This is a genomic window from Lysinibacillus sp. FSL M8-0337 (assembly GCF_038593855.1).
GTDB classification, from domain to species: domain Bacteria; phylum Bacillota; class Bacilli; order Bacillales_A; family Planococcaceae; genus Lysinibacillus; species Lysinibacillus sphaericus_D.
The window spans coordinates 655,429-679,606 of sequence record NZ_CP151996.1; the positions used below are offsets into that span (position 1 = coordinate 655,429).

The following is a 24,178-nucleotide window of genomic DNA, read 5'->3' on the forward strand; positions in this document are numbered from 1 at the left end:
GATGAAACGTAAAATTTGTATTGTAACTGGTACTAGAGCGGAATATGGGTTACTATCAAATCTTGCCAAAAAACTTCAAGAAGATAAAGAATTTGATTTACAAATGGTTGTTACAGGTATGCATTTATCTCCAGAGTTTGGAAGCACTTATAAAGAAATAGAAAATGATGGATTTTTCATCAATGAAAAGATAGAAATTCTTTTATCCGCTGATTCTCCAACCAGCATTGTGAAATCAATGGGACTTGCTACAATTAGTTTTGCAGACGCATTTAATCGTTTACAACCAGATTTACTCATCATTTTAGGTGATCGATTTGAAATGTTAGCAGTAGCTCAAACAGCTCTTATAATGCAAATACCTATTGCTCATATACATGGGGGTGAATGTACATTTGGTGCTTATGATGATGCTATTCGTCACTCCATTACAAAAATGGCAACATGGCACTTTACAAGTACAGAATCCCATCGCAACCGTGTGATTCAATTAGGTGAATCTCCAGAACGTGTTTATAATGTTGGTGCTCTTGGTATAGAAAATATTGTAAATTCAACTCTACTGACACGTCAGGAACTATTTCAAACACTGCAACTAGATGAGCAACGACCTATGTTTTTAATAACCTATCATCCTGAAACGAATGGTCATAATAATGGGGTATACGAATTGTTAAAGACACTGGAAAATTACCCTGATATTAATTTAGTGTTTACGAAATCCAATGCTGATAATGGTGGAAGGTTTATTAATGAGGCAATTCAACAATTTACTTTAAAACACAGCAATGCGAAAATATTCGATTCACTCGGTCAGTTAAAGTATTTAAGTGCAGTGAAGAATGCTGATGTTGTCATTGGGAATTCTTCAAGTGGATTAATTGAAGTACCTTATTTAGAAACACCTACTGTTAATTGTGGAAGTCGTCAGGAAGGGCGTGAGCATCCCAATTCAGTATTTAATACAAATATGGATGCTGAAAATATACTTATTTCCATTGAAAAGGCAAGAACGTTTAGCGATAAGTATGAACATATATTTGGCGATGGAATAGTATCTGAAAAAATAATATCAGTATTACGTAGTTTACCTTCATTTTCTATTCAAAAGGGGTTTTATGATCTATGAAAAATAAAACATATATCATTGCTGAAGCAGGTGTCAATCATAATGGGTCATTAGAAATGGCAAAAGAGCTTGTGATGGTTGCAAAAAAAGCAGGGGCAGACGCGGTAAAATTTCAAACCTTTAAAGCTGAAAATCTAGTTACAAAGAAAGCACAGCAAGCAGCATATCAAGTTGAAAATTTAGGTGAGGCTTCTTCTCAATTTACTATGTTGAAAAAGCTGGAATTAACTTATGAGGAATTTATTGAATTGCAATCATTTTGTGAATTAGAGCAAATAGAATTTCTATCGACACCTTTTGACTTCGAAAGTGTCGATTTTTTGCTAGATAAAATTGCAATTGCAACGGCTAAAATTCCATCAGGAGAATTAACGAATGCTCCATTTATTCATTATATTGCAACAAAACAAAGGCCAATTATTTTATCTACCGGAATGGCAACTATCGAAGAAATACATGAGGCATTAGCTTTTATTTCTTATGGTTTGGCGAAATCTAATGAACCCGTTACGATAGAGCGTGTGAATCAGTTTTATGTTACAGAAGAGGCGAAAGCAGCATTGAAAAAATATGTAACGCTGTTACATTGCACAACACAATATCCAGCGCCTATGGATTCCATTAATTTAAAAGCAATGATTGAAATGGGAAGAATCTTTCAATTACCTATCGGCTTATCAGACCATTCAGAAGGAATCAATATTCCGCTTGTAGCAGTAGGGATGGGAGCAACCGTAATAGAGAAGCATTTTACATTAGATAAAACGTTAGAAGGACCTGATCATATAGCCTCTTTAAACCCTGATGAGCTAATGGCAATGATAAAAGGAATTAGAGAAGTAGAACAGGCATTAGGAGATGGCATAAAAAAACCAACATCTATAGAATTACAAAATCGTATTCCTGCACGAAAGAGCTTAGTTGCTAAAAAAAATATCCAAGCAGGTGAAGTATTCTCTATTAGCAACTTGACTGTTAAAAGACCTGGCGATGGTCTTCAACCTTCAAATTACTGGTCTCTCATTGGTAAAATGGCTTCAAAATCATATGAAGAGGATGAACTAATAGATGAATAAAGGGATTATTATGGTTGGGAATGGGGGACATGCCTCAGTATTAACGGAAATTTTACTTGAACAGAAGCAAACGATTATTGGATTTACTGCACCTACTCTAGAAGAGAATGCTTTTGATTTACCTTATTTAGGAACTGATAAGGTAATAGAAGATTATAATCCATCTGACATTGAACTAATACTCGCTATCGGGACAATTAAACCGTCCCCATTACGAGAAAAAATCTTCAATATTTTTACGCAAAAAACGTATCATTTTAAATCTGTCATCCATCCTTCAGCCATTATTGCTCCTTCCGTTCAATTAGGTCAAGGTGTTCAAATAATGGCTGGTACTATTATTCAAACGAATACAACAGTTGCCGATAATAGTATTATAAATACTGGTGCGCTGATTGATCATGATTGTCAAATAGGTTCCCATATACATATTGCGCCAGGCACAAAAATATCAGGCAGTGTCCATATAGAAAAAGGAACACACGTCGGAACAGGTGCAACAATTATCCAAGGCATTCATATAGGATCAAATTGTTTAATTGGTGCAGGGGCAGTTGTGGTTAGTAATTTTGCAAATGGCATAAAAGCAGTGGGTGTACCTGCAAAGGAAGTGTAACTATATGAAACAATGGCAAAAAACGCTAGTTAATCAAAATCATACTTTACTAGATACAATGAAAATTATTGATGATTCTTCTCTGCAATTTGCAGTAGTTGTAGATGAAGAACAACATTTGCTTGGAACTGTCACAGATGGAGATATACGCCGTGGTATTTTGCGAGGTGAAGGTCTGGATGTAACTATAACGTCCATTATGAACCCAAATCCAATAAGTGCAAGAAGCGGTCAAAAATATCACAAATATAAGCAATTAATGAAATCAAAAATGCTTAAGCAGTTACCTATTGTAGATGAGAATAATAGAATTATCAATATACTTTTTACGGACAATATTGAAACGACCTTAAATAAAAACACGGTTGTATTAATGCTTGGTGGATTAGGTACAAGGTTGCGACCATTAACGAACGATACACCAAAACCAATGCTTAGAGTTGGGAATAAGCCAATTTTAGAAACAATAATAGAAGGTTTCAAGCAATATGGATATACAAATTTTATTTTTTCTGTCAATTACAAAAAAGAGGTAATCCAGGACTATTTTCAAAATGGGGAAGCATTTGATGTAACGATTGAGTATATTGAAGAAGACAAAAAAATGGGGACTGCTGGAGCACTATCGTTACTAAAAAGTAGACCGACGAAACCATTTTTTGTGATGAATGGAGATTTGCTTACACAAATTAATTTCGATCAATTGATGCAATTCCATATGGAGCATGACTCTGTTGCCACGATGTGTGTAAGAGAGTTTGAATATCAAATTCCATACGGTGTAATTGAAACGGATGGTACAGATTTGGTAACAATAAGAGAAAAGCCAATTCATCGTAGTTTTGTAAATGCGGGAATTTATGTATTAAATCCTGATGTACTGGACTATATTCCACAGGATGAATTTTATGATATGCCATCTTTGTTTGAAAAATTAATAGAAGAAAATAGTAAAACATCTGTTTTTCCAATTAGAGAATATTGGCTAGATATTGGACAAATGGATGATTTCAATAAAGCAAATAATGAGTTTAAGGAGCTTTTAAATGAAGCCTAAAGTTTTAGCGATTATCCCTGCACGCGGAGGTTCAAAAGGTGTACCGCGAAAAAATATTAAAGTGTTAGCAGGAAAACCATTAATTGCATGGACAATTGAAGAAGCAAAAAAATCCAAATACATTACGCGAACGATACTATCATCAGATAATGAAGAAATCATTCAGATAGCAAAAGAATATGGGTGTGATGTGCCTTTTGTAAGACCAATAGAGCTAGCACAAGATGATACACCAGGTATTACTGCTGTTCTCCATGCACTAGAGCAATGTGAAGGATATGAGTATGTAGTATTATTGCAACCAACTTCACCGTTCCGTACTGTAGAAGATATAGACAATTGTATTGAATATACCATAAACCAACAAGCTAAGTTCTGCGTTTCAGTAACGGAGGCAGAGCAATCACCTTATTGGATGTATACAATAGAAAATGGCAAGATGAAGCCCATTATTGAACAGGATAAGTTAGCTACAAGAAGGCAGGATTTACCGAATGTATACGTTTTAAATGGAGCTATTTATGTAGCGAGAGTAGAAGACATAATAGAGAAAAAAACCTTTTTAACAGAGGAGACAACATCTTTTATTATGTCAAATGAAAATTCGTTGGACATTGACACTGTATTAGATTTTGAAATCAGTGAATATTTAATAGGGAAGTCCTAATTGAGGTGAGTAATTTGAAAAAAGTCCTCCTTTTAAAAGGTAGTTCTAATTATAATGTTCTAAGATATTGGATAGATTCACTTGCAAAAGGGTTTGAAAAAATAGGTGTAGAGACAATAATACTGGATACGATTTATTCTAGTAATGAACAAATTATTACAAGTTTGCAAATGGATGTTGATGCTGTTATTTCGTTTAATGGTATATTTACAGACCAGCAAGAAGTTTTGAATCAGGTAGTCAAAGCGCCTTATATCCTTTTACTTATCGACCACCCTATTGATCATCTAGGACGTATCCAAAATTTACGTGATATCGATATCCTAACTTTAATGGACCGGCATGACGTGAATAATTTAGAAACATTCGGACTAAATGTTAAAAATACGTATTTGCTTCCACATGCAGCTATTGAATTATCTATTGAACCGTGTGACAAGACAATTGATATTTTAGTCAGTGGTTCATATTCAGATATGTCTAATTATAAAGGTTATATTAATGGACAATCACCAGCAATACGAGCTATTTGTGAAGAAGTTATAGAAAATTGCTTAGCTGATACAAGTAGATACTATATAGAAGAGTTTAAAGAGGCTTTTAAAAAGCGTGATATTATGATTGAATTACGATTAAATGAAACACCTGAGTTTGTGAAGATGGTTCATGAAATTGGTCGTTATGTTTATTCAGTGAATCGTTTGAAAGTAATTATGGCTTTAGCCGATGCCGGTTTTAATGTGGAAATTTATGGTAATAACTGGTCTTCTTCTCCCGTGATGAAATACCCAAATGTCCGTCTTCATGAGTCGGTAAATTATTGGCAGACGCAGGAATTAATGAGAAAGTCTAAAATAGTGATGAATTTTCAAGCATTACTGCGTGATGGTACACATGAAAGAATCTTTGCCGGAATGGCGGCAAGATCTGTAGTAGTAACAAATGAAACGCCATACCTAAGAGAATTATTTTTAGCAGATGAAGAAATAATTTTTTATAACTTCAATCATCTCGAGGAAATGGTTGAATCCATTCAGGCCATTTTACAAGATGATGGGCGTAGAGAAAAAATTTCTCAAGCAGGATGGCAAGCAGTTAAAGGATCGCATACTTTTGAAGAGCGAGCAAAGATGATTGTTGATATTTTTAATGATGTTAAACTTTCTAATCATATTTAAAGCTAGCTTTTACTTGTATACGATATTTCCAAAGTGTTTTTACTAAACATACAGATGAAATACATAATGAAATTTAAAAAATCGAAAATCGCTTTCTTATAATTTCAATCTCACCCATATAAATAAACTTGATAAAGCAAATACGACTTTTCGTTTGAATTTAACGTAAGGTCGTTTTTTACGAATTAATGAAAATGTTACCAATCATTTTGTTATAAAAGTGAATCTTTCTAAAAAACATCCGATATTAAGTACAAGTTATCTAAAAAGCTTAGGAGGTTGGCATTTATGCGTATTATAGCGCAAGGACAATCAATCGAGGCTATAGCTACTTCAGACAGTACAAAGGTGAAAAGCTCAGAAATGGTAACAAAGCCTACTGTATCTAATAAAGTAGCTTCACAGCCAGTTGCAGAAAAATCAATTATTGCAAGCGACGAGCAAGATATACCAAAAGAAAAGCTGGAACAAGCGATAGATACCGTGAATGAATTTTTACATATCAGTCACAGTTCATCAAAGTTTGTGTTGCATGATGGATTAGATCGTTATTTTGTACAATTAGTAGATACTCAAACGGAAGAGGTCGTTAAGGAAATACCACCGAAAAAGTTATTAGATGCATTTTATGAAATGCAAAAGCTTTTAGGAATGATTGTAGATGAAAAAATATAGGGATTTTTAGGAGGAATATATAATGGTAAACCGAATTGGTGGATTAGCTTCAGGAATGGATATTGATTCATTAGTATCAAAATTAATGGCGGCAGAAAAAATTCCACTCACTAAATTACAACAAAAAAAGCAAACAACTGAATGGACACGAGATGCATATCGTAGCATTAATGCAAAGTTAAAAACATTTCATACTTATATAGGTGATAATTTATTAATAAAAGGCTTCAACAAAAAAACTGCAACGTCATCAAATTCTAACTATGTGTCTGCTACTGCCACTTCGCAAGCATCTGGTTCATTATCTATTGAAGGTGTATCGCAATTGGCTTCGGCTGCTCGTGGTGTTAGCGATAAACAAGTGAATGCTACAGGTAATACAACATTACAAGAACTAGGCATTACAGATGGCAAAATTGAGTTAAGGGCAATTCAAGCTAATGGGAAATTAGCAGAGCAAGCGACAACAATTGAATTTGACCCAAATACAACAACGGTTGCTAAGCTTGTTGAAAAAATTAATAGTAGTAATGCGGGTGTAAATGCTTTATTTGAAAACGGTAAACTTTCGATTTCTGCAAAAAATACTGGAGATAATAAACTTGGCACAGGAGCTGAAATTACAGTAGAAGCCGGTGCGGATGTTTTCGGTAAACTTGGTTTTAGTTCTCTAGTAGGTGCAACTTCAGGAGATTTGGCTAATAATGGTCAAAATGCTGTTTTACAAGTGAACGGTATTGCAACTGAAAAAAATTCTAATACATTTTCTATTGCGGGTTACTCTGTAACATTAAAAGAAACATTTAACGCATCTACTACTATTACTGAAAATTTAAAGGCAGCTAAAGAAGAACGCGATAATGCTCAAATTAGTAAAAATCAGTTACAGAATCTATTAGATACGGCTATCGCTAATTTTGATGCAGTAAAACAACCATATCTAGATAAATTTGATGAAGTATTTAAAAATAGCTTAAATGCTACTGAACAAGAAGCATTTAATCAAATCAATAACAGCGAATTTTTTAAATCACTTACTGCTGCTGAAATGACGCAATTACAAAATCTAACGATTGATCAAAATGCTGATGAGGCAACGATTAAAGCGGCAATCAATAGCAGCCCTGATTTTTCACCAGAATTGAAAACGAAACTTGGAAATCTAAGTAAAGATGATTTATTATTGGTGGAAACATTAGATGAGACACAGCTAGGTAAATTTCAAGATGCTGCTAATAAAGATTTATCTCTGAAGACTTATAATTCTTTAAATAAGGAATTTCTAAGTGGCTTGTCAGCTTCTGATATTACTACAATTAAAGGTTTTGATTTTTCTAGTAAAGAAACTTTAAATGCTTCAATAGAAAGTCTTCCAGATGGAACATTGAAAACAAATTTATCAAAGTTAAGTGATGCCCAAAAGCAATCTTTAAAAGATATAAGTGATGTAGACCTTCAGAAATATCAAGAAGTTGCAGTAGTGCAAATTCCTTATGACGAAAAATTAGCATTGAAAGTACAAGCGCAAAATAATTTTAATGCTGGCGATGAGCGCTTAAAACAAGCTGAAGCAAATTTAATTGCTGCTCAAGCTGCTGCAGATGCAGAAGCTAGTAAGCCTTCTACTGCACCAAATATACCTCCTGTAACAATGACATCATCTACAGATGTTGATGATATGATGACTAAGATTAAAGAGTTTGTTACGACTTATAACGGACTTGTTAAAGATATTAACGATCAAACAAAAGAGAAGAGATATCGTACGTATGCACCTTTAACAGAAGAGCAACGAAAAGAAATGTCAGAAAATGAAATTAAGCTTTGGGAAGAAAAAGCAAAAAGTGGCCTTTTACGTAGTGATTCAGTGTTGCGAGGTGGATTATCAGATATTCGTGGGTTGGTCTATGAAGCGAATCCTGCAGTATCGAATCCGAATTTTAATACGTTATATAAAATTGGCATTACTTCTTCAAAATCATACAATGACGGCGGTACGTTAGAAATTGACGAATTGAAATTACGTAAAGCAATTGAAGAAGATCCGGATGCAGTAACTGCGTTATTTACAAATAAAGGTGATGTAAAAGAAAAAGTAACAGTAAATGGGCAAGAGGTAACAGCTAATACACAAGGATTTTTACTGAAATTACGTGATTCCCTAAAGACTTTTTCTAATGATATTGAGAAAAAAGCCGGACTTGCTTCAAGCGTAGATAATTCTTATACAATCGGGAAAAATCTCGTTGATATGGAAAAACGAATTGATATTTGGAAGACGAAATTAGAAAGTATTGAGAGTCGCTATTGGAAACAATTTAGTGCAATGGAGAAAGCAATTAACAAAGCAAATTCACAATCCGGTATGTTCTCACAATTTAGTGGACAGTAGTAATAGTTTTAGTATAATTTAGTTAAAAGGTAATAAAAAGGAGTTGTCTTTGAATGGCAGCACAAACATCAGCCCATAATATTTATAAACAAAATAGTGTTACTACAGCATCGCCAGGCGAGCTAACATTAATGCTTTACAATGGTTGTTTAAAGTTCTTAGCGAAGGCTAAACAGGCTATTCAAGAAAAGAAAATTCAAGAAAAAAACACGAATTTATTAAAGGCGCAAGCTATTATAAGCGAATTTATAACAACCTTGAATATGAATGTCGAAATTTCAAAAAATATGCTAGCACTATATGAATATATGAATAGACGCTTGGTTGAAGCAAACATAAAAAATGATATTGCTATTATTGAAGAAGTTGAAGGTTTAGTTACTGAATTCCGAGATACGTGGAAGGAAGTTCTACGTATCAATCGTCAACAACAGTATGGAAATGGAAACCAAGTGTGATGATGGGGCCAGTTGAAAAATTACTTGCGACATCAGCCCAGCTTTATGAACATTTAACTGTTATACCAGATGGCGATGAACGTGATCAATACATTGAAAAAATTGATGAATTTCTAGAAAAACGTGGCCAACTTCTTGAGGAAGTGATGTCTTCTAATAGTGTGTCACTAGATGGACATCAGTTAACACCACATTTAATTAAATTGGATGCAGGTATTCAGGGGCGACTAAAAAAAGTAATGGATACAATTAAAACAGATATGAGAAACTTGCAACAGTCCAAAAAGTCTGAACAAGTCTATTTAAATCCATATAGTAATGTAAGTTCCATAGATGGTAGATACTATGATGGCAAGAAATAATCTAATCGCTTATTTTTGAATGACCCCTTAAGTTTTTTCCTGTATGCCTTTTTAAAATTGAATAATATAGGAATCATTTCATTTGTAATATTTAGTATGGGTTCGGAATTGTACCGAACTCATACTTTTTAATTTTGTTACAATTTGTTCGGATAATCTTTACCATTTACTTTTCAATAATAGTATTCAAATATTTTAAATTCAGCACTTTTTCCGATTAATGTATTTAAAAAATTATGTAATATTTAAATGGTATTTTATAAACAATGAAACAGAATCATTAAAAGATTGACGGCATGAAACGATATAGTCATAAATTATGCTATCAAACGGTAAAATATGTTACTAATTCCCTCTGGATGGAAATCGTGCATTCGTGTCATAATCAAGCTATCGAAATGTTTGAAAAGTATTGGAGTGGGGAAAATGAAATTTAAACGTCAAGAAGGCTTCCGTTTTAAGTTTGAAGAGCCTGTTAATATGACTTTTGCGATATATGAGAATGGCAAAGTGGACCATGCACAAACGGCTATGGCCGATTTATTAGATATTAGTCCGAGGGGATTAAAAATGTTTACTGAGGTCGATTTAGGTTTCCGTCCGTCTCCGCTTGATTTGCGTTTTGTTTTGGATACAAGAGAAATTCGCGTATACGGAGAGGTCATTTGGAGTCGTCCTTTTGGCAATGGGAAACAATATGGTGTGTTTTTCAATAATCAGGGTGCTGTTGAGGATTTGATTGTTGATGAGCTAAAAGCCCGCCGTAAAAAAGAGGCAGCAGAAGCCAAGATGAAAAAAATCAATTCTTAAAATTTCTTGTGAAAAAAAGAATTATTTTAGAGGAATTTCACACACTTGTGTAGAAATATAAAGTATAGCAGTTATAAAGGAGGAGTTTACATGTTAAACTTTAACATTCGCGGTGAAAATATTGAGGTAACTCCAGCTATTCGAGAGTATGTTGAAAATAAAATCGAAAAAGTTGAACGTTATTTTAACGAAGATGTTAACGCCAATGCTAACGTAAATTTAAAGGTTTACAATGACAAACAAACAAAAGTGGAAGTTACAATTCCAATGAAAAACTTAACACTTCGTGCAGAAGAACGTCATAATGATATGTATGCTGCAATCGATTTAATTGTTGATAAATTAGAACGACAAATTCGCAAACATAAAACTAAAGTAAACCGTAAATTCCGTGAGCGTGAAGGTGCAGGACTTTATTTTGCTACATCACAAGCTGTAGCTGATACAGTAACAGAGGATGACGAGTATTCTATTGTGCGTACAAAACAATTTGATTTAAAACCGATGGATCAAGAAGAAGCGGTGTTACAGATGAATATGTTAGGACATGATTTCTATATTTTCACTGATGCTGAATCAAATGGTACAAACATTGTTTACAAACGTAAAGATGGCAAGTACGGCTTAATCGAAACAACTTAAACATTAAAATAGTAAAAAGAACTCTCGCATTGGCGGGAGTTTTTTTATTAAGATAAAATTAATAAAACTAAGGATGTGTGATGTATGTATAGAGAAATATTAATACCTGAATATTTAACGAAGTTTTCATGTATAGGTGCTTCATGTGAAGATACTTGTTGCGCAGGTTGGAAAGTCGCTGTTGATAAAACAACCTTTCAAAAATATCGTAATATTAGTAAACCAGGGATTAAAGAAGAATTAAAAAAATACATAACTAGAGAGCGTTCAAATCCATCTGATTTTTCTTATGGGAAAATTAAAATGACTGAAAATAATGTATGTACCATGCTGACTGAAGATGGTTGGTGCAAAATACAGGCAGAACTTGGTGAAGAGTTTTTGTGTCATACATGTTCGGTATATCCAAGAATAGTAAAGGAAGTTGATAATCGTCTTGAGAAAAGTTTGACACCTTCATGTCCCGAGGCAGCACGTTTAATGTTACTTAATGAGACAGGCATTAATTTTATCATTGATGAGGAGCAAACCAAAAAAAATATACTAGTTGATGCGAAACTAGATTCCAAAGAAAAACCACATTTTTGGGAATTAAGAATGTTTACAATCGAAATGTTACAAAATCGTAAGCAATCTTTAGATGTGCGATTAATAGTTATTGGCATGTTTTTTCAAAAAATAAGCGAAATACCAATAAAGGATTGGGCAATACAATTAGAACCTATAATGACTCGATATAAAAATATTCTAAATGATGATGAGCAAATTCAATTATTACTAAATTTACCAGATAATCTATCGTTTCAAATGAATATGGCAAAAGAACTTTTGAGTTATCGTTTAATGGGCGGCATTTCGAGCCAACGTTATTTGGACTGTGTGAATGATATGATAAATTCCTTACAGCTAAATGATGGTACAGATATTAATGATTCTATTTTATTGTATAAAAGATTTTATGCCGAATATTATGCTCCATTCATGAGAGAGCACGAATATATACTTGAAAATTATGCTGTAAATTATGTATTTAAAAATTTATTCCCATTTGATCAGCCTAATTTATTTGAGAGTTTTGTTATGTTATCGGTAAATATTTCAATCATTAAGCTTCATTTAATTGGAATGGCAGGGCATCATAAAGGATTGACTACTGAGTTGGTCATTAAACTAATTCAATCCTATGCTAAAACGATTGAACATGATTTAGCTTATTTACAAAATGTTCGCGAAATGCTTAACGAGAGCGGTTATTCAACGATGGCTCATATGATTGTTTTATTAAAGAGTTAGTTAATATAAAGAAATATTTTTTTACCTCTTGTTGTAGCCTCACTATAGCGAGAGGTTTTTTATGGAATATGCAGTACAATTATTACAAATGGTGATTAATGTAAGTTAATGAATTAAACTTACTTTATCCCATTTCAGTTAGCGCTTTAAGGACACTGTTTGCATGAAACTGTTACACAATGGTAAAATGAAATTTGAGACTCGTATAGGAAGTGAAAAATATTCATGGCAAACCTATTAAATAAATTATTTGATTTCAATAAACGTGAGTTAAAAAAATTAGAAAAAATCGCTGACCAAGTTGAGGGATTCGCTTCTCAAATGGAACAGCTTTCAGATGACCAACTACAAGCGAAGACAGAAGAATTTAAAAAGCGTTATGCAGATGGCGAAAAATTAGATTCTATTCGTGCTGAAGCGTTTGCGGTGAGTCGTGAGGCGTCGAAACGTGTATTAGGCATGTATCCTTTCCGCGTGCAAATCATGGGTGCTGCTTCACTTGATGAAGGTAATATTTCAGAGATGAAAACCGGTGAAGGTAAAACGTTAACAGCGACGATGGCGGTTTATTTAAATGCTATTACTGGTAAAGGCGTGCATGTTGTGACAGTCAATGAATACTTGGCTAGTCGTGACGCTGCTGAGATGGGCCAACTGTATAATTTCTTAGGCCTTACTGTAGGTTTAAATTTAAACAGTTTGTCAAAAGAAGAGAAGCGCGCTGCATATGAAGCGGATATTACGTATAGTACAAACAATGAGTTAGGGTTTGACTATTTACGTGACAATATGGTGCTTTATAAAGAAGAACGTGTGCAACGTCCGTTACACTATGCTGTTATCGATGAGGTTGACTCGATTTTAATTGATGAAGCACGTACGCCATTAATTATCTCGGGTCAGGCTGGGAAATCAGCACAATTGTACAAACAGTCAAATGCATTTGTCCGCATGTTAAGTGCAGAGACAGATTACACATATGAAGAGTCGACAAAAGGTGTTACGTTAACGGATGCTGGTGTAGAAAAAGCCGAAAAAGCATTTGGTATCGACAATTTATTTGATTTAACACATGTACGATTAAATCATGCAATTAACCAATCATTAAAGGCACATGTGAGTATGCATAATGATGTTGACTATGTAGTCCAAGATGGCGAAATTGTCATTGTTGACGGCTTTACGGGACGTTTAATGAAAGGGCGTCGCTATTCGGATGGCCTTCACCAAGCAATTGAAGCTAAAGAGGGCGTTGAGATTCAAAATGAATCGATGACAATGGCTACAATTACATTCCAAAACTATTTCCGTATGTATCAGAAACTTGCGGGTATGACAGGTACAGCGAAAACAGAAGAAGAAGAGTTCCGCAATATTTACAATATGAGTGTTATTGCGATTCCAACGAATAAGCCTATCGCTCGTGATGACCGTCCAGATTTAATTTTTGCTTCGATGGAAGGAAAATATAAAGCGGTGGCGGCTGACATTGCTGAACGCCATAAGGCAGGACAACCTGTACTTGTCGGTACAGTTGCGATTGAAACGTCAGAAATTATTTCGCAATTGCTTAATAAACATAAAATTCCACATAACGTATTGAATGCGAAAAACCATGAGCGTGAAGCGGAAATCATCGCAAATGCTGGTTTAAAAGGTGCTGTTACGATCGCAACGAATATGGCTGGTCGTGGTACGGATATTAAACCTGGTGAAGGTGTATTAGAAATTGGTGGTTTAGCAGTTATCGGTACAGAGCGTCACGAATCACGTCGTATTGATAATCAGTTACGTGGTCGTTCTGGACGTCAAGGGAATCCAGGGGTTACGCAATTCTACTTGTCACTGGAAGATGATTTAATGCGTCGCTTTGGCTCTGACAATATGAAGTCGATGATGATGCGATTAGGAATGGATGATTCACAACCATTACAATCGAAAGTAGTATCAAGAGCTGTAGAATCAGCGCAGAAACGTGTTGAAGGGAATAACTTTGATGCACGTAAACGTTTATTACAATATGATGATGTTTTACGTCAGCAACGTGAGATTATTTACAAAGAACGTTATGATGTTTTAGAAACAGAAAATATGCGTGTACTTGTAGAGTCCATGATTCAGGAAACAATTGATAATGTTGTTGGCCTTTATACACAAGGAGAGCAGCAGAACGATTGGAACTTAAAAGCGATTGAGGATTATGTATCCGCAAATCTATTAGAAGAGGGTACATTAAAAGTAGCTGATTTCCAAGGTAAGTCTGCTGAAGACATTATTGCACTTATTTCTGACGCTGTGCATCAACGCTATGATGAAAAAGAAGCAGAGCTAACACCAGAGCGTATGCGTGAGTTTGAAAAAGTTATCTTATTGCGTTCGATTGATACGAAGTGGATTGACCATATTGACGCAATGGATCAATTACGACAAGGGATACACTTACGTGCTTATGGTCAAAATGATCCATTACGCGAATATCAACAAGAAGGCTTTGCTATGTTTGAGGATATGGTGGCTTCCATTCGTGAAGATGTAGCGAAATATGCGATGAAAGCTGAAATTCGCAGTAACTTAGAACGTGAAGAGGTTGCGAAAGGTCAGGCTGTGAACCCGAAAGAAGATGGTTCTCCAGCACCGAAAAAACAACCTGTACGTAATGCGGAAAATATTGGTCGAAATGATTTATGCCCATGTGGTAGTGGAAAGAAATTTAAAAACTGTCATGGTGCAGGTCAATAAATAATAGTAAAAGATCAATTCAACGGATAGTTGAGTTGATCTTTTTTATCTATTTCTAGAAAATATGGGGTTAAAAGTCAGAATTAATAGACAATAGACAACTGAGAGTATACAATAATTGTAACAATAGGTATTTAGTACAATGAAAGTGAATAGTATAGCAGATTATTGAATAATTTCATTAAGTCCACATGAACTTTCTTTTTTGACTAAAAGGGAGGTGAATTGATCTTCAGTAGACAAAATTCTCGAGGGTATGCTCGAGGAAGTACATAGAGTACAACGAGATACATGTACATTCCTTTTTAATTCAGATAATAAACATGATATTTAAGGAGGAGTAATCATTGCATTATAATTGTGGAGACATTATGAGTAGTGAAACTATGTTGTATATACCTGAGTATGATGCCTTTGGAAATTTATGTACACGTGTAATTGAAAGGGACTTTCAATATATATCTAAATTATCACCTACAAGGTTAATGGATTTTAATCTTCGTTATTTTGGGTCTAGCTTACGAGGGGCTTTTGATGGTTCTAAGATGATATTAGGTAAGCTGAATAAAAATCCTATTGTTGTTCATGAGCGTTTTAATATTTTATGGTTCCCTAGTAAGTCGCCCTTACATCCTGAATGTATTTGGTTTGCTGTGCATCATATTGATGACTATATCGCAGTTGATAAAAAGCAAACAAAGGTGGTCTTTATGAACGGCCAAGAAATTATTGTGGATGTTAGCCCAAAAGCCTTTGAATACCGTATTCAAAGGGCGTTCTTATTAAAATATAAGCTTGAGAAGCGTACAAAGCATTTACTTGTACAATTTGATCGAGTCAAAGTTTTTCAACGTATGGCAAAGTTGGAGGATGATTCAAAGCAAGATGAGAGCTAGAGATTAACCACGCATAATTACCCCAAGATAAATCACGGAAGTAAGTACCAAGAATGCATTCATTGCATCTTTATTTTCTTCATGCTTTTTCAAATGTAAACTAACTATTATCAATTGCAGACATTTACTAGTGAACTAGTTCACGAGCTAAATTTGAATACAAATGAATAATATTTGCTTATACGAAAGGGTGGAAATGGATGATTTATTATGAAACGACTTGTATTTGTTGTAAGAAACTGTTTAAGCTTTTAGAAGGAACAAGGAAATATCAACTTTATAAGGTAAATCGAAATAGACGTTTGACATGCGAGCATTGTGATCAAAAGATTCATACGGAAGCGCGTAAAAGCTTACTTGGAAAATTAAATTAGTGAAATTGAACAAAGAAAATAGTAGCACAAGCTAAGCTAGTTTGTACTACTATTTTTTTGTTCAAGCTTTGCCATTTTTTAAGCGCAACCTATGGAGATATTGAAAATAGTATGTTTTCCGCCTCAAAAACGCTATAATAAAAAGATACGGATTTTATTTATAATATCCATTAAAAATGTTCGGAGGATTTAACAATGATTGAATTAGCAGATGTACGTAATGTGTTAGACACTACAGCCACTAAATTGGCGGACTTTAGGGGGTCTCTTTGACTTAGAAAACAAGGAGGCACGTATTCAGGAATTAGATGAAATGATGTTAGAGCCTGGTTTCTGGGACGATCAACAAGGAGCACAAGTAGTCATTAATGAAGGGAATGGCTTGAAGGCCATTGTTAATGAATATAAAGAATTAGTAGATACACATGAAAACTTAGATATGACACTGGAGTTATTGCGTGAAGAGCCTGATGAGGAATTGCAAGAGGAGCTAGGCAATGAGCTAGCGGAATTCCAACAAAAAATGAATGATTTTGAGCTGCAACTACTATTAAGTGGCCCATACGATCATAACAATGCGATTTTAGAGCTGCATCCTGGTGCTGGTGGTACTGAGTCTCAAGACTGGGGTTCGATGTTGCTTCGTATGTATACGCGTTGGGCTGAAAAACGTGGCTTTAAAGTAGAAACAGTCGATTATCTTCCAGGTGATGAAGCTGGTATTAAATCTGTAACATTATCTATTAAAGGACATAATGCGTACGGTTACTTACAGGCAGAAAAAGGCGTACACCGTTTAGTACGTATTTCACCGTTTGATTCATCTGGTCGTCGTCATACATCATTCGTTTCATGCGATGTTATGCCAGAATTTGATGACAATATTGAAGTAGATATTCGTACCGAGGATTTAAAAATTGATACGTATCGTGCAACAGGTGCAGGTGGTCAGCATATTAATACAACCGATTCAGCGGTCCGTATTACGCATATTCCAACAGGTACTGTTGTTCAATGTCAAGCAGAGCGTTCACAAATTAAAAACCGTGAAAAAGCCATGACGATGTTGAAAGGTAAATTATACCAGTTAGAAATTGACAAGCAACAAGCACAACTTGATGAAATTCGTGGAGAGCAAAAGGAAATTGGCTGGGGTTCTCAAATTCGTTCATACGTGTTCCATCCATACTCAATGGTAAAAGATCATCGCACAAGTGAAGAAACAGGGAATGTAGGAGCAGTTATGGACGGAGACATAGATCCATTCATCAATGCCTATTTACGTTCTAAAATCGGATAATGAATGAAAACCTCAGAAGCAACAAGCTTCTGAGGTTTTTTAAGGTGTCAGGCACTCAAACAATTCTGAATTTTCTAGGTGTCAGGCACTCAAAATGGAGGGTGATAGGGGGCATCATGGCTAAGTTGCTTGCGCTCTTCCATATAATGTTTATAGAGCATAGATGCATTGACAAATTGTTTACTAATCGAGCCATATTTAATAGGGAGCTCGATTTTCATCTCATTTTTCAACGTAATGATACAACCATCATTGCTTGGTGAAATATTCGAAATGGCATGAAGTCCAATCCAAATATTATGTATAGAGTTTGGCGAGTAGGTCGGCAAAAAAATGCAAGGAAAGCCATAATCATAAGCAACAACAATTGGCAGTTTATGTTGATTACCAAAAAAACGTTTCGCAGAAAATTTTGCTGCTTCATACGTTGTGCCCATTGAAATGCATGACTTCCGTAAAACATGCAAAGGCTTGCGTGTCACAATTAGCTCATTATGCTTGTCGATGACCCTAGTGAAAATTTTAGATTCATGTTGAATCGGTTGTAATAAGTAAGTATTGAAAGACATTAAATAACCATTTACATAATTTTTGGACATATATGTAATGCCTCCTTTTGGGAATATTTATTTGTAGTGTAAATGACCAAGACGAATACTGAAAATATGGATAAAAAACGAAAATGTCTAGAAATTGATACTATTTCTTTAGAAATTTGCTTAAAAATACGCTATAATTCTAATAAATGATAGTTGATTTTAATTTGTTTAACGTTGCAATTTGGTCTGAATTTTCTTATAATTTAGAAAAGGATCGAGGTGGAGATCGTTGGATAAATATTATTCGTACACAGATTTTCTAAAAGCCGTTGGTCAGTCAAAAAAAGTTGATGAGGCAGAGAAATTATTGAACGAGATTTATTTAGATTTATTTTTAAATCATATCCAGCGTATGCATCGTGAAGAACAGCTAATGGTTCTGATAGATAGAACACTCGATGAACGTGATGAAAAGGCTTTTCATCTATACGCAGCTGAACTAGAGGCATTACACAAAATAGCCAGTGAACAATACTAGATAAGACCGCTTTCCGTTACGGGGAGCGGATTTTTTTGTATGTAATGAAATAGAAAGCACCTTATTGCATTCATAGGACAATAAGGATAATTTTCTTTGTCATTTGTAAAATTTATAGAATTGTATGATTAAAGAAAAGGTATATACCTAATGATGGATATAAGGAGTTAAAGTGTTTAGCTTCTAGAGAAATAAAAGATAGCGTTAGTTGTAGTGATGAGTAACGATAAAAAAATGAGTTGTAATAAAATGGAAAATGCGAAATTGAGAAAAATAACAAACATTCGTTCGTTAAATGTTCGATATTTTAGTGCTGCTATGCTAAAATATATGTACAAATTGGAAGGAAAGGACGGGAACATGCGTGCAAACATTTGATTTACAGGCGCCATATCAGCCTAACGGGGATCAGCCACAGGCGATTGCGGAATTAGTGGAGGGTGTACGTGAAGGGAAACGACATCAAACTTTGCTCGGCGCAACAGGAACGGGCAAAACATTTACAATTTCTAATGTTATCCAGCAAGTAAAAAAACCAACGCTGATTATGGCCCACAATAAAACACTAGCAGGTCAATTATATAGTGAGTTCAAAGAGTTCTTCCCAAATAATGCGGTTGAATACTTTGTGAGTTATTATGATTACTTTCAGCCTGAAGCGTATGTTCCACAAACAGATACGTATATCGAAAAAGATTCAAGCATTAATGATGAAATCGACAAGCTGCGTCACTCAGCGACATCAGCTCTGTTCGAACGTGATGATGTCATCATTATTGCTTCAGTGTCTTGTATATATGGTTTAGGTTCTCCTGAAGAATATCGCGAATTGGTTGTATCCATTCGAACAGGGATGGAGATTGAACGCAATCAGTTGCTTCGAAAACTAGTAGATGTGCAATATGAACGTAATGATATTAGTTTTACACGCGGAACGTTTCGTGTGCGAGGTGACGTTGTCGAAATTTTCCCAGCCTCTCGTGATGAACATTGCGTTCGTGTGGAATTTTTCGGAGATGAGATTGATCGCATTCGAGAAGTCGATGCGTTAACAGGAGAAATATTGGCAGATCGTGACCATGTAGCAATTTTCCCAGCCTCCCACTTCGTTACACGCGAAGAAAAAATGCTGAAAGCGATTGACAATATTGAACAAGAATTAGAACAACGTCTTGCGTTATTGCGAGCAGAAGATAAGCTATTGGAAGCGCAGCGTTTAGAGCAACGCACGCGCTATGATTTAGAAATGATGCGTGAAATGGGCTTTTGTTCAGGTATTGAAAACTACTCACGTCATTTAACATTACGTGAAGCTGGTGCCACACCATACACATTACTTGATTACTTCCCAGAAGACTTTCTGCTAATTGTTGATGAGAGTCACGTGACATTACCACAGGTACGGGGTATGTATAACGGGGACCAAGCCCGAAAAGGGGTACTAGTGGAGCATGGCTTCCGTTTGCCATCTGCACTAGACAATCGTCCTTTGCGTTTTGAGGAGTTTGAGAGACATATACATCAAGCCATTTATGTATCAGCAACGCCTGGTCCATATGAACTTGAACATACACCGGAAATGGTGGAACAAATTATTCGTCCGACAGGATTACTTGATCCATTAATTGACGTGCGTCCGATTGAAGGGCAAATCGATGATTTAATTGACGAAATTCATGACCGTATTGCGTGCAATGAACGTGTCCTCGTTACAACGTTGACGAAAAAAATGTCGGAAGATTTATCTGCTTATTTGAAGGAAATGGGCTTAAAAGTGGAATACTTACATTCAGAGATTAAGACATTAGAGCGTATTGAAATTATTCGCGAGCTTCGTAAAGGTACATATGATGTACTAATCGGCATTAATTTATTGCGTGAAGGTTTAGATATTCCTGAAGTATCACTTGTAGCGATATTAGATGCTGATAAGGAAGGGTTTTTACGTTCGGAACGTTCGCTTATTCAAACAATTGGTCGTGCGGCACGTAATGCCAATGGACATGTCATTATGTACGCAGATAACATGACAGATTCAATGAGCAAAGCAATTGAGGAAACGAAACGTCGTCGTTCAATTCAAATGGCGTACAATGAGGAACATGGCATTACACCGAAAACGATTGTCAAAAAGATTCCGGATGTTATTCGTGCGACACAAGTGGCAGAGGAAGAGGAATCTTATGTAACAAAGGCAACGAAAGGCAAGAAGTTGACGAAGGCAGAGAAAGAGAAATTGCTGGCATCTCTTGAAGTAGAGATGAAGGAAGCGGCTAAAGCGCTTGATTTCGAACGAGCAGCTGAACTACGAGATACAATATTTGAATTGAAAGCAGAAGGGTGATTGGCTTGTGAAAAATACAGAAATCGTCGTGCAAGGCGCACGAGCACATAATTTAAAAAATATAAATGTCACAATTCCACGTGATCAATTAGTCGTGTTAACAGGTTTATCGGGTTCTGGGAAGTCTTCATTAGCGTTTGATACGATATATGCCGAGGGGCAACGTCGTTATGTAGAATCGCTATCTGCCTATGCGCGCCAATTTCTCGGCCAAATGGATAAACCAGATGTAGATGCAATTGAGGGGCTATCGCCTGCCATTTCAATCGATCAGAAAACGACAAGTCGTAATCCGCGCTCAACAGTTGGCACCGTTACGGAAATCTATGATTATTTACGTTTACTATTCGCTCGTATTGGGAAGCCAATATGTCCAAATCATGGTATAGAAATTACATCACAAACGATTGAGCAAATGGTGGATCGTTTATTAGTTTATCCAGAACGTACGAAAATGCAATTACTGGCACCGATGATTTCAGGTCGTAAAGGAACACATGTCAAGTTACTAGAAGACTTGAAAAAGCAAGGCTTTGTACGCGTACGGATTGACGGTGAATTACGCGATTTAGACGATGCGATTGATCTTGATAAAAATAAAAAGCATTCGATAGAAGTTGTAGTCGATCGCGTTGTTGTTAAAGAGGGGATTGCAGCTCGTCTTAGTGATTCGTTAGAAACAGCCCTTCGATTAGCAGAAGGACGCGTTCTTGTTGATGTCATGGAACATGAAGAATTATTATTTAGCGAACATCATGCCTGCCCATTATGTGGATTTTCAATAGGGGAGCTAGAGCCTCGTATGTTTTCATTTAACAGTCCGTTTGGAGCATGTACAAGCTGTGACGGGTTAGGAACAACACAGGAGGTTGATTTAGAATTAATCGTGCCAGATTGGGAACGTTCATTATTAGAGCACGCCATTGCACCATGGGAGCCTACCAGCTCACAATATTATCCACAACTATTAAAGGCAGTATGTGATCATTACGCTATTCCGATGGACGTACCTGTCAAAGATTTACCGAAAGACAAGATGGATAAGATTTTATATGGTTCTGGTAAAGATAAAATTCGCTTCTATTATGAAAATGAATTTGGCAATGTACGAGATCAGATGATTGAATTTGAAGGTGTGGTGCGCAATGTAGAGCGCCGTTTTAAAGAAACAACTTCTGATTATGTACGAGAGCAAATGGAGAAATATATGGCACAGCAAGCTTGTCCATCTTGTAAAGGTTACCGATTAAAGCCTGAAACATTAGCTGTAAAAATTGGCGATCAACATATTGGACAAGTAACAGCGTATTCGATTCAGGAGGCAGATACGTTTTTCAAAGAGCTCGATTTATCTGAAAAGGATATGCAAATTGCGAGGCTCGTATTGCGTGAAATCGATGAACGACTTGGCTTCCTAGTAAATGTAGGGTTAGATTATTTAACATTAAATCGTGCAGCTGGAACACTTTCAGGTGGAGAAGCACAACGAATTCGTTTGGCAACACAAATTGGCTCTCGCTTAACAGGTGTACTCTATATTTTAGATGAACCATCCATTGGACTACATCAGCGAGACAATGACCGTCTTATTAGTACGCTACAAAATATGCGAGATATCGGCAATACACTGATTGTTGTCGAGCATGATGAAGACACAATGCTAGCGGCAGATTATCTGATTGATGTTGGTCCAGGCGCTGGTGTACACGGTGGGCAAATTGTAGCAGCAGGTACGCCACAGGAAGTCATGGATAATCCGCAGTCGTTAACTGGTCAATATTTGAGTGGCAAGAAGTTTATACCACTACCAGTAGAGCGTCGTAAACCAACTGGACGTAAATTATCTATAGTGGGGGCAAAGGAAAACAATCTACAGAACGTCAAAGTAGATGTGCCATTAGGTTTATTTGTAGCAGTAACAGGTGTATCTGGATCAGGTAAATCAACACTAATTAATGAAATTTTATATAAAACATTAGCCCAAAAGCTCAACCGTTCAAAGGTAAAGCCAGGCGCACATAAAGAAGTATCAGGGATCGATGAATTGGAAAAGGTTATCGATATTGACCAATCGCCAATAGGGAGAACCCCTCGCTCCAATCCTGCAACGTATACGGGTGTCTTTGACGATATTCGCGATGTGTTTGCCACAACAAATGAAGCAAAAGTACGTGGCTATAAAAAAGGACGTTTTAGCTTTAACGTTAAAGGTGGCCGTTGTGAAGCATGTCGGGGTGACGGGATTATTAAAATTGAAATGCATTTCCTACCAGATGTTTATGTGCCATGTGAGGTATGCCATGGGAAACGATACAACCGTGAAACACTTGAAGTAAAATATAAAGATAAAAGTATTGCCGATATTTTAGATATGACAATTGAAAATGCCGTCGTGTTTTTCGAAAATATCCCTAAAATTCAACGAAAATTACAAACGATTGTTGATGTTGGCTTAGGGTATATGAAATTAGGTCAACCTGCGACAACACTATCTGGTGGTGAGGCGCAACGTGTCAAATTGGCATCTGAATTACATCGTCGCTCAACAGGTAAGTCATTTTACATTTTAGATGAGCCGACGACGGGCTTACATGCAGACGATATTGCACGTTTACTAATTGTTTTACAACGACTTGTAGAAAATGGGGATTCGGTGCTCGTTATTGAGCATAATTTAGATGTTATTAAAACAGCGGATTACATTATTGATCTAGGGCCAGAAGGTGGCGACAAAGGAGGTACCATTGTTGCAACTGGTACACCTGAAGAAGTAATGGAAGTGGCTGGCTCTTATACCGGTAAATATTTAAAACCAATATTAATACGTGATCGTCAACGTATGGAAACAGCTTTAACAGAAGCAATAAAATAAATTTTTACAATCAGCAAAAAGAAAAAAATTATAAAAATCTGCTCTGTTTCCGAGGGTGAGATTTAAGACCTCGCACGCTATTAAGCATTTGGCACATCTAGCATAAGTCTTATTTTCACTCTGGAAATGTAGCAGATTTTTTAAATTACAGTATCAAAAAAACATCTAGATAGCAGGCATGAAAACTTTTTAACTGTATGACAGTGCATGCTTTTTCTTTT

The 24,178-nt window shown here is 35.7% G+C and carries 20 protein-coding genes; 19 read left to right on the forward strand and 1 reads right to left on the reverse strand.

Annotated features, from left to right (window positions below; genetic code table 11):
- The first annotated feature begins 1 nt into the window (after position 1).
- The 16 genes from neuC to prfB all read left to right on the forward strand — a co-directional run bounded on the left by neuC (position 2) and on the right by prfB (position 17,664).
- Entirely contained in the window at positions 2-1,129 is a 1,128-nt protein-coding gene (neuC, locus tag MKY08_RS02935; RefSeq protein ID WP_069510651.1) for a UDP-N-acetylglucosamine 2-epimerase, read from the forward strand.
- Positions 1,126-2,205 (forward strand): N-acetylneuraminate synthase, encoded by a 1,080-nt coding sequence (gene neuB / locus MKY08_RS02940; protein ID WP_069510649.1) that lies wholly within the window; start codon positions 1,126-1,128, stop codon positions 2,203-2,205. The genes neuC and neuB overlap by 4 nt, the downstream gene beginning before the upstream one ends.
- Positions 2,198-2,821 carry an acetyltransferase gene (locus tag MKY08_RS02945; RefSeq protein ID WP_069510647.1) on the forward strand — a complete coding sequence of 208 codons (624 nt, stop codon included), beginning with the start codon at positions 2,198-2,200 and terminating at the stop codon, positions 2,819-2,821. The genes neuB and MKY08_RS02945 overlap by 8 nt, the downstream gene beginning before the upstream one ends.
- Positions 2,822-2,825: 4 nt before the next feature.
- Positions 2,826-3,878, forward strand: a complete 1,053-nt coding sequence (locus MKY08_RS02950; protein WP_069510645.1) for a nucleotidyltransferase family protein — start codon at positions 2,826-2,828, stop codon at positions 3,876-3,878.
- A complete protein-coding gene (locus tag MKY08_RS02955) occupies positions 3,868-4,545 on the forward strand; it encodes an acylneuraminate cytidylyltransferase family protein (RefSeq protein WP_069510643.1) in 678 nt (225 codons plus the stop codon). The genes MKY08_RS02950 and MKY08_RS02955 overlap by 11 nt, the downstream gene beginning before the upstream one ends.
- A gap of 5 nt (positions 4,546-4,550) precedes the next feature.
- Positions 4,551-5,723, forward strand: coding sequence for a glycosyltransferase (locus MKY08_RS02960; protein ID WP_141705569.1), 1,173 nt, complete (start codon positions 4,551-4,553; stop codon positions 5,721-5,723).
- A gap of 288 nt (positions 5,724-6,011) precedes the next feature.
- Positions 6,012-6,398 (forward strand): flagellar protein FlaG, encoded by a 387-nt coding sequence (locus MKY08_RS02965; RefSeq protein WP_069510639.1) that lies wholly within the window; start codon positions 6,012-6,014, stop codon positions 6,396-6,398.
- A gap of 22 nt (positions 6,399-6,420) precedes the next feature.
- A complete protein-coding gene (fliD, locus tag MKY08_RS02970; protein WP_069510637.1) occupies positions 6,421-8,790 on the forward strand; it encodes a flagellar filament capping protein FliD in 2,370 nt (789 codons plus the stop codon).
- 53 nt (positions 8,791-8,843) lie between these two features.
- The gene (gene fliS, locus MKY08_RS02975) at positions 8,844-9,248 is read left to right on the forward strand and encodes a flagellar export chaperone FliS (RefSeq protein ID WP_069510635.1); all 405 of its coding nucleotides are present in this window, start codon (positions 8,844-8,846) and stop codon (positions 9,246-9,248) included.
- Complete coding sequence (locus tag MKY08_RS02980) at positions 9,248-9,610, forward strand: hypothetical protein (RefSeq protein ID WP_081327905.1); 363 nt, start codon at positions 9,248-9,250, stop codon at positions 9,608-9,610. Before fliS ends, MKY08_RS02980 begins: the two co-directional genes overlap by 1 nt.
- Positions 9,611-10,036: 426 nt before the next feature.
- Positions 10,037-10,420 (forward strand): PilZ domain-containing protein, encoded by a 384-nt coding sequence (locus MKY08_RS02985; RefSeq protein WP_069510633.1) that lies wholly within the window; start codon positions 10,037-10,039, stop codon positions 10,418-10,420.
- Positions 10,421-10,510: 90 nt separating this feature from the next.
- Positions 10,511-11,062, forward strand: a complete 552-nt coding sequence (gene raiA, locus MKY08_RS02990) for a ribosome-associated translation inhibitor RaiA (RefSeq protein WP_069510631.1) — start codon at positions 10,511-10,513, stop codon at positions 11,060-11,062.
- Positions 11,063-11,146: 84 nt separating this feature from the next.
- A complete protein-coding gene (gene fliB / locus MKY08_RS02995) occupies positions 11,147-12,355 on the forward strand; it encodes a flagellin lysine-N-methylase (protein ID WP_069510629.1) in 1,209 nt (402 codons plus the stop codon).
- Between the two features lie 225 nt (positions 12,356-12,580).
- Positions 12,581-15,094 (forward strand): preprotein translocase subunit SecA, encoded by a 2,514-nt coding sequence (secA, locus tag MKY08_RS03000; protein ID WP_069510627.1) that lies wholly within the window; start codon positions 12,581-12,583, stop codon positions 15,092-15,094.
- A gap of 347 nt (positions 15,095-15,441) precedes the next feature.
- The gene (locus MKY08_RS03005) at positions 15,442-15,990 is read left to right on the forward strand and encodes a competence protein ComK (protein ID WP_256093144.1); all 549 of its coding nucleotides are present in this window, start codon (positions 15,442-15,444) and stop codon (positions 15,988-15,990) included.
- 572 nt (positions 15,991-16,562) lie between these two features.
- Positions 16,563-17,664 (forward strand): peptide chain release factor 2 gene (gene prfB / locus MKY08_RS03010; protein ID WP_103977644.1). Its coding sequence is split into 2 segments (ribosomal slippage): positions 16,563-16,634 and positions 16,636-17,664, totalling 1,101 coding nucleotides; the frame shifts between segments, so codons are not numbered across the junction.
- 89 nt (positions 17,665-17,753) lie between these two features.
- On the opposite strand, the gene MKY08_RS03015 is transcribed toward prfB, so the two are convergent.
- Positions 17,754-18,263 carry a competence protein ComK gene (locus MKY08_RS03015; protein ID WP_069510625.1) on the reverse strand — a complete coding sequence of 170 codons (510 nt, stop codon included), beginning with the start codon at positions 18,261-18,263 and terminating at the stop codon, positions 17,754-17,756.
- Positions 18,264-18,492: 229 nt separating this feature from the next.
- Between MKY08_RS03015 and MKY08_RS03020 the strand changes: the two genes are divergently transcribed.
- The 3 genes from MKY08_RS03020 to uvrA all read left to right on the forward strand — a co-directional run bounded on the left by MKY08_RS03020 (position 18,493) and on the right by uvrA (position 23,957).
- Entirely contained in the window at positions 18,493-18,741 is a 249-nt protein-coding gene (locus MKY08_RS03020; protein ID WP_069510623.1) for an IDEAL domain-containing protein, read from the forward strand.
- Between the two features lie 364 nt (positions 18,742-19,105).
- Positions 19,106-21,085, forward strand: coding sequence for an excinuclease ABC subunit UvrB (gene uvrB / locus MKY08_RS03025; RefSeq protein ID WP_069510621.1), 1,980 nt, complete (start codon positions 19,106-19,108; stop codon positions 21,083-21,085).
- A gap of 7 nt (positions 21,086-21,092) precedes the next feature.
- Complete coding sequence (gene uvrA, locus MKY08_RS03030) at positions 21,093-23,957, forward strand: excinuclease ABC subunit UvrA (RefSeq protein ID WP_069510619.1); 2,865 nt, start codon at positions 21,093-21,095, stop codon at positions 23,955-23,957.
- Positions 23,958-24,178 lie beyond the last annotated feature (221 nt).

Bases quoted from the DNA above. Each gene is read 5' to 3' on its own strand.
- neuC (WP_069510651.1), top strand. From the start codon at position 2: ATGAAACGTAAAATTTGTATTGTAACTGGTACTAGAGCGGAATATGGG.
- neuB (WP_069510649.1), top strand. From the start codon at position 1,126: ATGAAAAATAAAACATATATCATTGCTGAAGCAGGTGTCAATCATAAT.
- MKY08_RS02945 (WP_069510647.1), top strand. From the start codon at position 2,198: ATGAATAAAGGGATTATTATGGTTGGGAATGGGGGACATGCCTCAGTA.
- MKY08_RS02950 (WP_069510645.1), top strand. From the start codon at position 2,826: ATGAAACAATGGCAAAAAACGCTAGTTAATCAAAATCATACTTTACTA.
- MKY08_RS02955 (WP_069510643.1), top strand. From the start codon at position 3,868: ATGAAGCCTAAAGTTTTAGCGATTATCCCTGCACGCGGAGGTTCAAAA.
- MKY08_RS02965 (WP_069510639.1), top strand. From the start codon at position 6,012: ATGCGTATTATAGCGCAAGGACAATCAATCGAGGCTATAGCTACTTCA.
- fliD (WP_069510637.1), top strand. From the start codon at position 6,421: ATGGTAAACCGAATTGGTGGATTAGCTTCAGGAATGGATATTGATTCA.
- fliS (WP_069510635.1), top strand. From the start codon at position 8,844: ATGGCAGCACAAACATCAGCCCATAATATTTATAAACAAAATAGTGTT.
- MKY08_RS02980 (WP_081327905.1), top strand. From the start codon at position 9,248: ATGATGGGGCCAGTTGAAAAATTACTTGCGACATCAGCCCAGCTTTAT.
- MKY08_RS02985 (WP_069510633.1), top strand. From the start codon at position 10,037: ATGAAATTTAAACGTCAAGAAGGCTTCCGTTTTAAGTTTGAAGAGCCT.
- raiA (WP_069510631.1), top strand. From the start codon at position 10,511: ATGTTAAACTTTAACATTCGCGGTGAAAATATTGAGGTAACTCCAGCT.
- fliB (WP_069510629.1), top strand. From the start codon at position 11,147: ATGTATAGAGAAATATTAATACCTGAATATTTAACGAAGTTTTCATGT.
- secA (WP_069510627.1), top strand. From the start codon at position 12,581: ATGGCAAACCTATTAAATAAATTATTTGATTTCAATAAACGTGAGTTA.
- MKY08_RS03015 (WP_069510625.1), bottom strand. From the start codon at position 18,263: ATGTCCAAAAATTATGTAAATGGTTATTTAATGTCTTTCAATACTTAC.